The organism is Tundrisphaera lichenicola (assembly GCF_051175385.1).
Classification (GTDB): Bacteria; Planctomycetota; Planctomycetia; order Isosphaerales; family Isosphaeraceae; genus Tundrisphaera; species Tundrisphaera lichenicola.
Map to the genome: position 1 here is coordinate 3,264,645 of NZ_CP195106.1, position 15,265 is coordinate 3,279,909.

General features: G+C 67.4%; 12 protein-coding genes. 9 read left to right on the plus strand and 3 right to left on the minus strand.

Annotation, left to right across the window (positions count from 1 at the left end; genetic code table 11):
- Positions 1-2 precede the first annotated feature (2 nt).
- From P12x_RS13000 to P12x_RS13015, 4 genes are all read left to right on the plus strand, one after another.
- Positions 3-398 carry a hypothetical protein gene (locus P12x_RS13000; RefSeq protein WP_435011293.1) on the plus strand — a complete coding sequence of 132 codons (396 nt, stop codon included), beginning with the start codon at positions 3-5 and terminating at the stop codon, positions 396-398.
- A 25-nt stretch (positions 399-423) separates the two neighbouring features.
- A complete protein-coding gene (locus tag P12x_RS13005; protein WP_435011294.1) occupies positions 424-924 on the plus strand; it encodes a cyclic-phosphate processing receiver domain-containing protein in 501 nt (166 codons plus the stop codon).
- Between the two features lie 95 nt (positions 925-1,019).
- On the plus strand, positions 1,020-1,955 hold the full coding sequence (locus tag P12x_RS13010) for a UDP-glucuronic acid decarboxylase family protein (RefSeq protein WP_435011295.1): 936 nt from the start codon (positions 1,020-1,022) through the stop codon (positions 1,953-1,955).
- A gap of 236 nt (positions 1,956-2,191) precedes the next feature.
- Positions 2,192-2,332, plus strand: coding sequence for a hypothetical protein (locus P12x_RS13015; protein WP_435011296.1), 141 nt, complete (start codon positions 2,192-2,194; stop codon positions 2,330-2,332).
- A 21-nt stretch (positions 2,333-2,353) separates the two neighbouring features.
- Here the strand turns inward: P12x_RS13015 and P12x_RS13020 are convergent, their stop codons facing one another.
- From P12x_RS13020 to P12x_RS13030, 3 genes are all read right to left on the minus strand, one after another.
- The gene (locus P12x_RS13020) at positions 2,354-2,953 is read right to left on the minus strand and encodes a histidine phosphatase family protein (RefSeq protein ID WP_435011297.1); all 600 of its coding nucleotides are present in this window, start codon (positions 2,951-2,953) and stop codon (positions 2,354-2,356) included.
- Between the two features lie 19 nt (positions 2,954-2,972).
- Positions 2,973-4,580 carry a phytoene desaturase family protein gene (locus tag P12x_RS13025; protein ID WP_435011298.1) on the minus strand — a complete coding sequence of 536 codons (1,608 nt, stop codon included), beginning with the start codon at positions 4,578-4,580 and terminating at the stop codon, positions 2,973-2,975.
- Positions 4,581-4,739: 159 nt separating this feature from the next.
- On the minus strand, positions 4,740-5,942 hold the full coding sequence (locus P12x_RS13030) for a metallophosphoesterase (protein WP_435011299.1): 1,203 nt from the start codon (positions 5,940-5,942) through the stop codon (positions 4,740-4,742).
- 352 nt (positions 5,943-6,294) lie between these two features.
- Between P12x_RS13030 and P12x_RS13035 the strand changes: the two genes are divergently transcribed.
- The 5 genes from P12x_RS13035 to P12x_RS13055 all read left to right on the plus strand — a co-directional run bounded on the left by P12x_RS13035 (position 6,295) and on the right by P12x_RS13055 (position 15,197).
- Complete coding sequence (locus tag P12x_RS13035; RefSeq protein ID WP_435011300.1) at positions 6,295-7,407, plus strand: glycosyltransferase family 2 protein; 1,113 nt, start codon at positions 6,295-6,297, stop codon at positions 7,405-7,407.
- Positions 7,408-7,462: 55 nt separating this feature from the next.
- Positions 7,463-8,725 (plus strand): glycosyltransferase family 4 protein, encoded by a 1,263-nt coding sequence (locus tag P12x_RS13040; RefSeq protein WP_435011301.1) that lies wholly within the window; start codon positions 7,463-7,465, stop codon positions 8,723-8,725.
- 151 nt (positions 8,726-8,876) lie between these two features.
- Complete coding sequence (locus P12x_RS13045; protein ID WP_435011302.1) at positions 8,877-10,478, plus strand: HlyD family secretion protein; 1,602 nt, start codon at positions 8,877-8,879, stop codon at positions 10,476-10,478.
- Positions 10,363-11,688 (plus strand): tetratricopeptide repeat protein, encoded by a 1,326-nt coding sequence (locus P12x_RS13050; RefSeq protein WP_435011303.1) that lies wholly within the window; start codon positions 10,363-10,365, stop codon positions 11,686-11,688. Before P12x_RS13045 ends, P12x_RS13050 begins: the two co-directional genes overlap by 116 nt.
- Positions 11,685-15,197, plus strand: coding sequence for a glycosyltransferase family 39 protein (locus P12x_RS13055; RefSeq protein ID WP_435011304.1), 3,513 nt, complete (start codon positions 11,685-11,687; stop codon positions 15,195-15,197). Before P12x_RS13050 ends, P12x_RS13055 begins: the two co-directional genes overlap by 4 nt.
- Positions 15,198-15,265 lie beyond the last annotated feature (68 nt).

Below are 15,265 nucleotides of genomic sequence, written 5' to 3' on the forward strand. Positions count from 1 at the left end.
CGATGGCCGTCTGCGAACAGGGCTACCTTTGCGACGTCTGCGGCCTGGAGGTGGAGCAGATCGAGGAGTCCGACCTCTACCTCCGCTATGTGCTGGGAGAAGTCGACCCCGAGACGCTCCACACGACCCAGGAGCGTCACCTGACCTGCAACCCCTCCCTGAGCCAGTTCATCGTTTACGAGGGCTTCGGCCCGATCGTCGCCGAGGGGTACTTCGCCAAGTCGGGCCTCGACCCCGACTTCGTCGCCGCCGAGGAGGCCCGCGTGACCCGGGGCTATCTCCGGCTCCGCGAACTCCCCGCATTGGGCCTGCCGATCACCGAGTACCCGCTGCCTGAAGTCCGCGCCCGCTGGCAAGGATCGGTCGAATCCGCGACCGCTCCCGCCCGGGGCTCCTGAGCCACCCTCTGACCCCCCCTTACCCTTGTCCAAGCCCCGGAGACGCCTGTTCCTGGACGATGACCCCGAGCGGGCCGCCGCCTTCCTGCGCCGACATCCCGAAGCCACCTGGGTCCAGACCGTGCCGGAGTGCCTGGCGAAGCTGGCCGAACCCTGGGACGAGATCCACCTCGACCACGACCTCGGCGGCGAGGTCTTCGTCCAGATCGACCGGGAGGATTGCGGGATGGAGGTGGTCCGATGGCTGGCCTGCGAGCCCCGGAAGCATCTCCGCCGGGCGAGATTCACGGTCCATAGCCACAACATGATGGCCGCTTTCGAGATGACCATCCGGATCCGGGCCCTGGGGTTCCGCGTCGAGGCCCGACCGTTCGGCCTGGAGCCCGAGAAGGACGAGGCCCGGCCATCGAACGGCCTCCGGCGGCACTGGGGTCGGGTCCTGGATCTCTTCCGACGATTCCGGGGCCTAGGCTCGAAGGGGGCTCCCGGAGTGGTCGATCCGGGTCGGCCCGAAGGCCTGCCCTGAACCTTCGGCGGTTGTCAGGACCGGCCGGTCCAATGTAAGGTGTCTCGACGAGGGATCGAGACACGAAAGAAAGTCCGGGGATCGGAGATTTCGAGATGCCCAGAACGGTGATCACCGGCGGGGCCGGGTTCGTCGGCTCGCACCTCTGCGAGCGGTTCCTGGCCGAAGGACACGAGGTCGTTTGCGTCGACAACCTCCTGACCGGCCACATGCGGAACATCGCCCACCTGGACGGCGAGAAGCGATTCTCCTTCATCAAGCACGACGTCTCCGAGCCGATCACGATCGACGGGGCGGTCGACAACATCCTCCACTTCGCCAGCCCGGCCAGCCCGGCCGACTACCTGGCCCACCCGATCCCCACGCTCAAGGTCGGGGCCTTGGGCACGCACAATGCCCTGGGCCTGGCCAAGGCCAAGGACGCCCGGTTCCTCCTGGCCAGCACCTCGGAGGTCTACGGCGACCCCGACGTCCACCCCCAGCGCGAGGACTACTGGGGGAACGTCAACCCGATCGGCCCCCGAGGCTGCTACGACGAGGCCAAGCGGTTCGCCGAGGCCATCACCATGGCCTATTTCCGGTTCCACGGCGTGAAGACCCGGATCGTCCGGATCTTCAACACCTATGGCCCCCGGATGAGGCTCAACGACGGCCGGGTCCTGCCCGCCTTCATGGGGCAGGTCCTCCGGGGCGAGCCCATGAGCGTCTACGGCAAGGGGGACCAGACCCGCTCCTTCTGCTACGTCACCGACCTCGTCGACGGGATCTATCGCCTCCTGCACTCCGAGTTCAACGAGCCGGTCAACATCGGCAACCCCTCCGAGCTGACCGTCCTGGAGCTGGCCAAGGAGATCCTCGCGATGGTCCCCGGAACCAAGAGCCAGATCGCCTACGAACCGCTCCCCCAGGACGACCCTCGCCGGAGACGCCCGGACATCACCCGGGCGCAGACGATCCTCGGGTGGAACCCCACCATCGACCGCGCCGACGGGCTGGTCCGGACCCTGGAGTATTTCCGGACGGTCCTCTGACGAAACACATCTTCATGCCAACATTGCTCCCCTCTCCCCCTGGGAGAGGGGCCGGGGGTGAGGGCCACCAGGATCCCGAGGAACGACCATCGATGCGATCCCAGGACCTATTTTCCGCGGGAGTCCGCCTCTTCGGAGTATGGATGCTGATACGTTGCGTAGAATATATCTCCGCCGCGTTCACGTTGAATTTCATCTATAATGTCGGATCTAGCAGCACGGAGTCACCTCGGGGGATGCTGACTTATGCCGCGTTCTATCTGGGCCTGGCGACCCTCTTCCTCCTCGGCACCCGAAAACTCGTCCATCTGACTTACGGCGATGATCGTCCCGACAAGCCCGAGAATCGCCCGGAAGAGCGGGACGACCTCGCTTGAATGAGTTCAAGCGAGAACATCCTAATCCGTTAGATGCCGGTTGTCATTCCAGAGCTTGATGACCGGCTCCTCGGGGTTGTGCTCGTAGCCGAGGATGCTGAGCGATGCGGTCCCCAGCAGGAAGAGGCGGGCGTCGCCGGCGACGAGGTCGAGCCATCGGGCGGCCAGGACCCGGAAGAAGTGGCCATGCCCGAACAGGAGGACGTTCCCCTCGATCCCTCGGAGATGGTCGATCACCCGGTCGGCTCGGGCTCCGATGGCCTGGACCGACTCGCCGTTGGGGACGCCGTCTCGGAAGAGGAACCAGTCGGGATTCTCCTGGCGGATGTCGACGGTCTTCCGCCCCTCGTAGTCGCCGTAGTCCCACTCGACGAGGTCGGGATTGACCTTGGCCTGGCCTTCGAACCCGGCCAGTTCGCAGGTCCGGCTGGCGCGGTGGAGCGGGCTGGTCCAGACCTCGGTGAAGGACAGGCCCTTGAGCCGTTCGCCGAGGCTTCGGGCGTTCCGCTCGCCGCGTTCGGTCAGCGGGATATCGGTCAGGCCGGTGTGCTGGCCCGAGAGGGCCCAGGCGGTCTCGCCGTGGCGAGCCAGGTAGACCTCGGGCAGTGCGTCGTGGCTCATGCGTCGGGCCTCGTCGTGATCAGGTCGGGGTCGGAGATCCCCGGAGGATCTCCATCGCGGCATTCCGGCCGTTCACTGCGATCACGCTCCCTCCGGGGTGGGTGCAGGCCCCGCAGAGATAGACGCCCGCCATCGGGGTCTCCGGCGTAAGTCGGCGGTCCCAGAGGTGATCCGGCAGGATTTCCCCCTGGAAGATGTGCCCTCCGCTGAGGCCCACATGCCGCTCGATGTCGGGCGGACCGAGGACCTCGGCGGCGATCACCGCGTCCGGCATGTTGGAACAATACCGCGCGATCGACGCCAGCGCCGTCTGGCCGACCTCAAACCGCCGACTCTCCCACGAACCTTCCTCGAAGGCATAAGGGACGTATTGCGCGAAGACGCTCATCGTGTGCGACCCCTCGGGGGCCACGCTCGGGTCGTGGGCGGTCTGGAAATAGAGCTCGGTCCAGAGCCTCGGCGGGAGCCGCCCGGCCTGCGCGGCCCGGTGATATTTCCGCCACTCGTCCTTGGTCAGCGGGGTGTTGATCTGCCCGAAGTGGTGAGGCTGGCGGGTCCCCGGGCGACTGGTGAAGTCGGGCAGCTCCCGGAGCGCGACGTTCAGCTTGACCGTGCAGCCGACCATCGGGACCGAATCCACCCGGGCCCGCCAAGCCGGGTCGGCCGACTCTCCCAGGAGCTTGAGCGTCACCTTCGGGTCGGCGTTCGAGACCACCACCGGGGCCCGGATTCGCTCGCCGCCGGCCAGTTCGACCCCCTCGCCCGGCACGATCTTCGCGACCGGGACATCGGTGGCGACCGTCACCCCTTCGGCCTTAGCGGCGTCGCAGAGGAGGAACGAGACCATGCCCATCCCGCCGACCACGTACCCCCACATCCCGGGCTCGCCCCCCAGCCGGCCCGAGGCGTGGTGGAAGTGGATCGAGGCCGTCCCAGCGTCGTGGGGGCTGGCGTTGGTCCCGATGACCCCCTGCCCCAGGTAGGCCATCTGGAGCCGTTCGTCGTCCAGATACCGCTCGACGTACTCGACCATCGACCAGTCGAACAGCATCTTCCGGGCTTCTTCATCTCCTCGGAGTAGGCCCTCGATCCGCTCGCGACTCGGGGCCGGGCCGATCCAGAGGTCCCCCTCGCCGGGAGGCCGGAGGGCGTCGCGGAGCCGACGCTTGACGTCGTTCATCGCCCGCCAGCCCGAGAGGTCGCCGGGGGCCAGCTTGCGGATCTCCTCCTCGCACTGGGCGTCGTCCTCGCCAAGTTGGAGGCTCGATCCGTCGTCGAACGGGACGAACATCCCGGCGCTGGCGGGGACCCAGCGGAGCCCCCGCTCGGCCAGGCCCAGCTCCTCGATCACCAGCGGATGGAGCAAGCCGACCAGATAGGCACAGGGCGAGACCCGATAACCCGGCCAGACCTCCTCCAGGGTGCAGGCCCCGCCCACCCGCTTGCGGGCCTCCAGGACCAGGACCTTCCTCCCGGCTCGGGCCAGGTAGGCCGCGCAGGTCAGGCCATTATGCCCCGCCCCGACGACGATCACGTCCCAGGGACGCGCGGCCATCTCCTTGACGGGCATCGGCAGCCCGAGGACTCCCAGCGTATCGGCCGTTCGAGCGGTTGAGGACGTGGTCATCGTCGGAGGGCCCTCGGCGGTCATCGAAGGGGCAACGCCCTCCAGGCTACCTGGACCGCCTGGCGTTCGGAACTCATCTTTGCCGGCTCGGCCTCGCTTGGAGAAGTCCACATCCGACCGAAAGGCGGGGAGGCCCCGACCCCGAGGGCGATCCCCAACTCATCGGGCCAGGCTGAACGCCCGACGCTGGGCCTTCGCCGGGGAATGTCCCCTTGCTCGAATCCGATCCCGAGGCGCGGGCTGGAGGACGAACCGGGAGATCTCGGGCGGGGCCCCGTAGCGGATCGGGTCCTTGCCCCCGACCCCTCGGGAGACGTAGAGGAGCGTCCGGTCGGCCCGGAAAAAGCCCCGGTCGAACCGCCGGCTGTAGCGGCTCGGCATGAGGATCGGGCCGAGGACGGGCAGCCGGATCTGGCCCCCGTGGTTGTGACCCGAGAGCATCAGGTCGACGCCCCAGGAGGCGGCCCGATAGAGCATGTCGGGCGAATGGCTCAGCAAGATCCGGAAGTCGGAGGCGGGGATCGTCGAGGGGTCGGGGCACTCTCCCCAGGGGTACGACGTCCCGCCGATCGCCAGGGTCGAGCCCCCGGATTCGAGCCGGACCCATCGGCCGTCGACGTCCTCGAAACCGCCACGGGCCATCTCGCCGAGGATGGCCGGGCCGTCGTGGCGGTAGTCGTGGTTGCCCAGGATGGCGAACTGGCCGATCCGACCGGACATCCTCGAAAAGATCGGAGCGATCCAGGGCGAGCAATCATCGTGGTCGAGCAGATCCCCGGTGAAGAAGACCAGGTCGGTCCTCCCGTGGCCGATCTCGTCGGCGACGGCTTCGAAGAACCTCGGCCGATAGCAGTGGGCGAAGTGGAGGTCGGTGACCTGGGCGATGCTCAGGCCCGCCAGCGAGATCGGCAGGCCCGGGACCTCGACCACCCAGTCCTCCCTCCGGAGCCGGAGCGATTCATTTCCCGGGAGCCGGAGGGCCCACGACCATCGCCCCTCGCCGATCAGGGTCTCCGCGCCCAGGGCCTCGGCTAGGTCGAGGTCGGTCGTCCGGCCCGAGATCCCCTCCGGGATCTTCCGGAAGGACCGGAGGATCGTCGAGGCTGGCAGGAAGACCAGCGTCATCGCCAGGCAGGCCACCGCATAAGCGCGGATCGGGCCCGGCCAGGTCGGCCAGGGGCTGAGCCAGAGCCAGACGCCCGCCAGCGGCGTGATGACCGCGATCGAAAGGAGGACCCCCCGGATGGCCGGATCGAGGGCCCGATCCTTGATCCCATACCCGTGGATGACATTGATCGCCAGCGCGGCGAAGCACGCATGGCCGACCCCGAACGCCATCAACAACCCCGCCTGCTCCATCATCACGCATGCTCCCCGGTGCCCGGACCTTAGATCGTCGAATGGAGCCTAGGTCACGGCTGGGAGCGCCGGCGGTCGGGGGAGGTCCGTAAGCTCCCGGCCGCGCCTCGCCGGCACGAATGGCATCGGTGATGGCGCGGCATCTCGTCGAATCAATCGGATCGGTTCGATCCGATCCCGCACGGAGGCGTCATCTCATCAGCCAATCATGAAATCAGCTCGTATTTCGGGACAAGCCCGCATCCGAGAACTATTTATTCAGCGGCCACGTACGGCCGATCCCGCAAATCTCCCAACAAGCCCGGCTTCGGGACCCGAGGCTGGCCTCGTGTTCATCCCGATCAAGGAGAGGTCCATGCCCCACAGGACAATCAACCGCACGGATCAAGGTCATCCCATTGAGGAAGAGTTCCTGCGCTCGATGCGGGATGGACATCATTCCTCCGCGTTCGTGGTGGCCGGGCCGGAACCGGGCACGGATACGAAGATCGACGTCAGCTTCGTGATCCCCCTGAAGGACGAGCAAGCGACGATCGTCGAGCTATATGAACGGATCGCCGCACAATTCGGGCCCGATCAGTCCATCGAGATCATCTTCATCGATGACGGGAGCTGCGACGCCTCGTGGTCGATCATCGAGTCGATCGCCCGTCAGCATCCCGACCAGGTCCGGGGCCTGAAGTTCCGCCGGAATTGCGGCAAGGCGGCCGCCCTGACCGCGGGCTTCCGAGCGGCCCACGGCGAGGTGATATTCACCCTGGATGCCGACCTCCAGGACGACCCGACCGAGATCCCCCGATTCCTGGCCAAGCTGGACGAAGGCTACGACCTGGTCAGCGGCTGGAAGCAGGTCCGCCACGATCCCTGGCACAAGGTCCTGCCCAGCCGGATCTTCAACCGGATGCTCAGCCACTTCTCCGGCGTCACGCTCCACGATCACAACTGCGGGTTCAAGTGCTACCGGGCCGAGGTCGCCAAGAGCCTGACGCTCCACGGCGAGATGCATCGGATGATCCCGGCCACATCGGCCATCGGCGGCTTCAGGAGCGCCGAGATCGTCGTCCAGCACCACCCGCGCCTGCACGGGGTGAGCAAGTACGGGATCGAGCGGTTCATCCGCGGCTTCATGGACATGATCACGCTCGGCTTCATGCGGAACTATCGAGAGCGGCCTTCCCACTTCTTCGGGGCGATCTCGGCGGGCTGCTTCGCCCTGGCCGCCGCCCTGATCGGGATCGGCCTGATCTCGGCCATCGCATGGCAGACCATCGCGGGCCTGGCGACGATCGTCTCGGGGGTCGTCTTCGCGGCCACGGGCGTCCTCACCTTCGGCTGCGGGATCGTCGCCGAGCTCGTGATCCGGGGAGGCCTTCGGTCGTACTGGAAGCTCCCCATCGTCAAGGACACTTCGCATCCATTCGAGCGGGAAGGTGTGACCCAGATCCCCACCGCCTATCAGGATCACTAACCCTTCGGGGTCGGCTCCGTGTTCGAGGCCGGCCCTTCGTGGAAAGCACGCACCCATGAAAGTCCATCTTCCTGTCTCCGCCGAACCGGGACCGCTGAAGGTCTGCGTGATCGGCTCGACGTACCCCCGACACGAGGGCGACTACGCGGTCCCCTGGCTCCGCGAGTCGATCCGACACCTGGTCGCCCGGGGCCATCGGGTCACGGTCCTGGCCCCCGCCTACAAGGGCCAGTCGTCTCACGCGATCGACGGCGTCCCCGTCCATCGGTTCCGCTACGCCCCGAAGGCCTGGGAGGTCCTGACCCACGAGCAGGGGGCCACGAACAAGCTGGGCAATCCCTTCCTCCAGACGCTCGGCGTCCCGTACGTGGTCATGGGGTCGAGGGCGGCGGGAGAGCTGGCCCGTCGCGAGCAATTCGACGTGATCCATTCCCACTGGCCCTTCCCGCACGGGGCGATCGCCTCGGCCGCCCGACGGGCCTGCGGGGCCCCGGTGGTCGCGAATTGCCACGGCGCCGAATTCGCCCTGGCCCGCCGCAAAGGCTGGGTCCGCCCCCTGCTCCGGGCCGCCTTGCTGGGCTCCGACCGGATCATCTGCAACAGCTCGACCACGGCCGCCGACGTCCGGAAGCTCAGCGGCCGGGATTCGCAGATCATCCCCTACGGCACGACCGTCGAGGCCAAGCCGTCGAAGCACCAGCGAGCCCCGGACGAGACCCGGCGGATCCTCTTCACCGGCCGCCTGATCCAGCGCAAGGGGGTGGAATACCTGATCCGGGCGATGCCCCGGATCCTGGAACGTCAGAAGGCGGTGCTCGTCATCACCGGGGACGGCGACCAGCGGGCTCGCCTGGAGGCGATCACCGAGTCGCTCGGGCTCGGGGGCGTGGTCGAGTTCCACGGCTTCGTGGACAACCAGACCCTCGACCGTTGCTATGCCGAATGCGACGTCTACGTCAATCCGTCGGTCATCGACGACCGGGGGGATACCGAGGGCCTGGGGGTCGGGCCGATCGAGGCCTTCGCCCACGGCAAGCCGGTGGTCGCCTCGGCCGTCGGGGGGATCCCCGACGTCGTGAAGGATCGCCGGACCGGCCTGCTGGTCCCCGAGAAGTCGCCGGAGCGCCTGGCCGATGCAATCCTCGAATTATTTGAACGGCCCGACTACGCGCGGGAGCTGGCCCGGAACGGCCTCGAATTCTCGAGAGAGCAATTCGACTGGGGACGGATCACCGACTCCATCGAGGCCGTCTATCGAGGGGCCATCGGCGGTCGCCCGACCGCCCGCATCGCCCGGGAGTACGCCGGGACTCAGTGAGGCCGGAGGCTCTCGATCGACAATCGAGTCGCCCGGATCGTGCCGGCGTCTTAGGTTAACACGAGGGGGCCGGGTCGGCCGCCTTCAAGGAAGGTCCGCCCGGATGGGAACCGGTCGATCCGAGGAGTGAATCATCGAGGGGGATCGACGCGTGGGCTCCTGGAAGTCGCGGACCATTCGGATTCCCAGCTCCTCCGAGATCATCCCCCTGGCCCTCCGCGCCCTCCGAGTAGCAAAGGGCCTGCCTCGCCTGGCCGTCCGGATCGCGCTGGCGAACTCCTGGATCAGCCTGACGCTGACGGTCGCGGCCGCGACGATCGTGGCGTTGCTGATCATCGTCGTGATGCCGGGCTACGCCAACCCGATGAGCCGCCTTTACACATCGAAGTTCGGGTACGGCACGATCCTCCGGAAGCTGAAGAAGCCGTTCCCGGTGACCGCGACCCGCGCAACCCGGCGGGTCCTGAGCCGGACCTGCCTGGGCGAGGGGCTGGTCCGGAGCGAGCCGCTGATCGTCTCGATCGTGCCCATGGGGACGATCGTCAAGATGCACGTCAAGGACGGCGATCTCGTCCAGAAGGGCCAGCTCCTGGCCGAGGTCGACTCCACCAAGGCCGAGATCAAGGCCAACGCGGCCCGGGCGGCCCTGGAGACGGCCAACGCCGAACTCGCCCGGGTCAAGATCGGATCGGCGTATGTCCTGACCTACGAGCGGCCCCGGCGCGATCAGATTCGCCTGGACGCGGCCGAGAAGGAATACGCGATCCAGAAGCAGCTCTTCGCGATCCAGGATCGGCTGAACCAGAAAGGATATCTCCGCCGCGAGGAGAGCCTCAAGCTCCAGATCGCCATGATCCAGGCCGAGGCGACGATCCTGGAGACCCGGTTCAATCTGGAGATGTCCAGCAAGGGCGTCTCGCAGAGCGTCCTGATCGCCGAGGCGGCCGTGAAGGAGGCCGAGCTGGCCCTGGAGCACCGGATCCACGAGCTGAAGGACTACAAGGTCTACTCGATCGCCGACGGCCGGCTCGAACGCTGCCTGGTCCACGAGGGGGAGTACAACCAGGACCCCGGCAAGCCGGGCTTCGTGATCGCCTCCGGCGCGTGGTTCGAGGCCAACTTCGACCAGGGATCGTTCCGCCGGATCAAGCTCGACGACCCCGTCGACGTCCGGTTGGAGGCCTCCCCGGATCGGGTCCTGCACGGCAGGATCACCTGGATCAACCCCTTCGTGAGCTATGACCTGGGCGGCCCCGAGTCGACCCGACCGATCCGGCCGATGGGCACCGGTGCCCCCGAATGGCCGGCCACCTTCGTGGTCAAGGTCCAGGTCGATCGCGTCGAAGGGATCCCGGTCCTCCCCGGGATGACCGGCTTCGCCGTCGTCCTGGCCAACTCCGAGGCCCTGTCCCTGCCCCGCGAGGCGGTGTTCGCGATCACCGCGGGCAAGGGGCTGGTCTACCTCGTCGACGGCGACCGGCCCGTCCCCCGCGAGGTGACGCTGGGGATCATCGACGGCGACTACATCGAGGTCCGCGACGGCCTCGGGCCCGGAGAGGTCGTGGTCCTCGACGGCCACCAGATCCTCGAGCCCGGAGACACGATCCGGATCATCCCCGACCCGAAAGGCGACCCGAATGCATTGCCTGGTCTCGCGAGCGATGGCCGCCCTCGGGGCCTTGCTCCTGCTGGTGGGGATGGTCAAGCCCTGGATGTCGGTCCCGACCGGCTTCGTGATCAAGCCCGGCGCTAAGCTCACCTGCACGACCGCCCAGCCACGATCGGCGATCCCGTTCCGGGTGAGCTGCGCCCTGTTCGCCACCCTGATGGGCCTCGGCCACCTCTGGCACCGGAGGACCAGCGACCGCAAGGCGATGCTGGCCGCCTCGGCGTTGTCGGTCCAGCTCTTCTTCCCGTGCGTCGTGATGATGTGGGAGCCCTCGATCTCGGCCCGGGCCAACTGGCTCCACATCCAGCACGAGAACCTCACCTGGCTCGGCGGCGACCTCTGCACCAACCTGGAGTACAGCCGGAAGTCCTGGAAGGACCGAATCTATCTGGTCGACACCCCCCGGCAGATCAACGTGATCCGGATGCCGACCTCGGGTCTGGGAGCATTCCAGTTCGGCCGGTTGGCGGTCTGGTTCGACACGCTGGGCTATTCGAATCGCTACTGCCAGTTCCTCAACCGGGGCTGGATCGCGTCCCTCTTCGGGATGACCCTGCTGATCCTCGGCGAGTGCCTGCCCGGCGGCAAATCGGACCGCCGCCGGTTCGTCCGGGCGGCGACCGTCGGGGTGGCGACCTTCGTGGTCGGGACGCTCGCCGTCTCCATCCCGGTCGTGACCGCGGCCCGCCATCTCGAACGGGCCCGGAGGGCGACGGCCCTGGGGCTCTACGACCGGGCCGGGGATTATCTCAGGCGGGCCACAGCGGCCCTGCCGGCCCTGGCCGAGGATACCTTCTTCGTCGCGCAGACCGGGCTGCTCGACTTCCGGATGGGCCGCGATCGGACCTTCGAGGGGCGACTCTTCCGGGCCAACCTCCTGGAGCGGCAGGGCCGATACGCCCAGGCCATGCAGGTCTACCAGGCTTTGGTCGCCGAGGCCCCGAAGAATTCCGCGGTCGGTCGCGAGGCCCTCCGCTCGATCCTCCGAGAGGCGACCCACGCCCTCAACGGAGGGCGATTCGACGACGCCGTCCACTGGTTCGAAGCCGTCCTCCGCGAGGAGCCCTGCAACCTGAAGGCCAACTACGCCCTCCAGCTGGCCTTCCTCCGGACAGGCCGACGGGCCGAGATCGATCTCCTGGTCCGCCAGATCGACGCCACCTATGCCTACTTCCAGATGCCGAACAAGGCGATCGTCCTGGCCCTGAGCCACGAGAACGCGATGTTCGCCGCGCTCCGGGAGGGGGACGCCGAGGAGGTCTTCATCGACGCCGTGAAGGTGAAAAAGCCATGATGCCGGGACGATCGAAGCTGGCCTCGCGGCTCGTCTCCTGGTGGACCCGAGGCCGCCGGCACACGATCACCCTGGCGATCGTCACCACGGTATTCGGCCTGCTGTTCGGCCTGGCGATGGGCCACTGGAGGTCGAGCCCCGGCCCCTACATTCGCCGGCTTTCGATGACAGGAGACTGGATCAAGGCGCCGGGGCGACCGGGCTACTCCGGCTATTTCCGCCATCGGATCGACCTGCCGGGGCCGGTCAAGCATGCCTGGATCGCGGTCACCGCCCGGGAGGGGTTCGAGGTCTGCGTCAACCAGAACCCGGCCTGCCGGTTCTACCTCTGGAGGCCCACCCGCCCGTTCCAGACCGGCCTGAGCGAGGGGGGGCAGCTCCTCAATCCCAGCCCCGCGGCGCTCGCGCTGAACTTCCCCCGCGAGTATCAATGGTCCTCCCATCGGAACGACTGGCTCCCGGTCTTCTCCGACATCACCCAGTATCTCAAGCCGGGCCGGAACGTCCTCAGCGTCGAGGTCGAATCGAGACGCGCCCCGGCGGCGATCCGGGTCATGGGCGAGATCCTCCTCTGGTCGGGCCAGACGATCCGGATCGACAGCGGCCCCGACTGGCTGGGGGAGCCCGTCCCGACCTTCGATGCCCGGCACGACTGGACCGAGACGGCGTATCCCGACCAGGACTGGCGGAGGGCAATCGTGCTGGAAGGCCCCTCGGCCGACGCCCCCGACTTCCACTTCCTGGCCTTCGACCCGCACGTCCTGACCACGCCATTCGAGGGCCGATGGCTCCGGCATCAAGGTGCCCGCTCGACCGACACGGTCTGGTTCCGTCGCGAGTGGGAGCTGCCCGATCTCCCCTTCGATGCCTGGGTCCGGCTGGCCGTGAACCGCTCGTTCGACCTCTTCGTCAACGGCCGGAGGGTCAGCCTCCCGCTGCTGGGCAACCCCGACCTCGACTCGGGCGACTGGATCCTGGGGGCCCCCCGAGGGGCCGACCTGCCGGCCTCGCCCGAACTGCTGGACCCCGACGAGGTGGGCACGCTCTTCGTCGGCGACCGGTTCGAGTCGCCCCGCCACGGCGACCCCAGCATCCTGGCCTTCAAGCCCCGAGAGGACACCCTGAACCGGACCCGCGACAAGGCCCGGGCCACCACTCGGAGCGACCTACCGGGCACTTACGACCCGATCAAGGACGAGGGCGAGGGGATCATGGCCCACGACGCCACCCCGCCCTTGCCGGAGTCGCGCGACGCCAAGGCCCTGGGCCGCGACCGGGCCAGCGGCGGCCTGATGGCCTACAACATCCGGTCGATGGTCCACGCCGGCCGCAATACGATCGAGGTCCGGATGATCCCCCCGCTCAGCCCCGAGGCCTTCGGATGGACGCCTCAACTGGCGGTCGACGGCTCGGCTCTTTTCAGCGACGGATCGCGGGTCGAGATCGCCAGCAGCCAGGCCTCGCGATGGTTCGGCCGGATCCAGGATCGCTCGGGGAACTTCGGCCACGACGTGCCCTGCTCGATCCTGGGCCGGGCCCGCGTCCTCGGCAAGCCCTGGCCCCCGACCGTCTACCGGGGGATCGCCCACGACCCCTCGCAGCTCTTCATGGAGAAGATCTACTGGATCCTGGGATCGGTGGCGGCGACCTGGCTGCTGGCCGGGGCCACGATCCTCCTGGACGCCCTGCTGGCCCGGCAATCCGGCCGTTCCGAACGCCTGGCCCTGGCCGAGAGCTGCGAATTCCTCTCGCGAGCCCTCCTCCCGCCGATCTCGGTCCTGGCCGCGGCCCTGATCGTCGAGAATTCCTGGCTCGAGCGTCACGAGGCGATCCTCTTCCGACTTCCCCGGGTCTGGCCCTACGTGTTCCTGGCCGTGGCGGCCTCGCCGATCGTGCTCTCGAAGACCGTCCTGTCCCTGGCCGCCCGGGTGGGCCAACTCCCAAGGTCGCCGGCCTGGCCCCTGATGGTCGGCGCGGTCCTGGTCGCCTGCGGGGTCCTCCGGATCTACAAGCTCGATTTCCAGCCGCTCGACGACGACGAGTACGCCTCGTGCCAGGCGGTCGTGGCGATCGCCCACACCGGGACTCCCGCCTTCGTCCCCGAAGGGGTCTACTACACCCGGAGCCCCTTCTATCATTACCTGGTCGGGGCCATCGTCTGGCTCTTCGGCGACAACCTCTGGGCCATGCGGATTCCCACCGCGATGTTCGGGATCGCCACCGCCCTGATGATCTACCGGACCGGCGATAAGTTGATGAAGCGGCCCTGGGTCGGGTTCGGGGCGATGTGCTTCTTCACGATCCACCCGTTCGCGATCTTCTCGTCGCACCTGGTCCGATTCTACCAGCAGCAGCAGTTCTGCTCGCTCGTGGCGATCTACTGGTTCTGCCTGGGGTTCCTGGGTAGGCCCCATCAGGGGTATCGCTACCTGACCATCTTCGCGTTCTTCGCGGCGGTCCTGAGTCAGGAGATCACCGCGATCATGGTCTTTCAGCTGGCCATCGGCCTGTTCCTGCTGGGGCGAGACGCCGGCTGGCCCGATAACATCCGGCTGATCCTGATCGTCGGCGTGGCGATGACGCTGATCGTGATGGACCTGGTCGTCTTCCAGACCTGGTGCCTGACCCGGACCGAGGGGGTCTCGCCCAATGTCGAGGCCGGCATCAAGCCGCACTTCTGGGACCCTTTCAATCTGGTCTCGATCTTCCTGGGATACTCCCGGCTCCACGTCGGGCCGAGCCTGGCGCTGCTGGTCTCGACGCCGCTCCTGGTCCGCCGGGGCGGGCGGGTCGTCTGGGCCCTGGCGTTCTTCCTGCTGACCGGGGTCCTCTTCACGAATCTGATGGTCACGCACGTGAGCCTGCGTTACCAGTACTGGATGATCCCCCTCCTGCTACTGCTCTCCTTCCGGGGGATCGGCCTGATGGCCGAGCGCCTGGCGATCAACACCCGGCGGGCCAAGGAGGCCCTCGACGTCCGCCCGGTGGCGGTGGTCCTCTGCGTCCCGATCTTCGCGGCCTTCTTCCTCGCCTTTTCCCCGTGGAGGATCGTCGACTCGTACGACTGCAAGATCCTCAACGACTCGACCGGGGCCTTCCGCTACGTCCGGGCCAACCTGCGCCCGGGCGACGCCATCGCGGCCAACGAGCCCCACCCTCATGCCGCCTACCTCGAGGCCGGGCACGTCACCTACGACCTCTCGATCCCCCTGCTCCAGGACTTCGTGATGCTCCGCAAAGGCCGCCTGATCGACCGGAACGGCGGAGGGGAGGTCATCGGCTCGATCGACGACCTGATGGAAGCTTGCCTGAAGCACGAACGGCTCTGGGTAGTCGTAAATCGCGAGAAATTCCGCAATCGAGGCAAGAATCTCCGATGGGAATATCCCGGGGCTCGGCTCGAATTATTCCTCCGGAAGAACTTCCAGATCGCCAACCGGAATTACCTCTGGACCGTCTTCCTCTGGGACCGATCTCGGGGCCATTATTACGGCTTCCGGGGGCAGTGATCCGACCCGGAATCGGGACGATGCGCGGGATGACCGGATCACTCGTCGCGACGGCAGGCCGGTCGTGA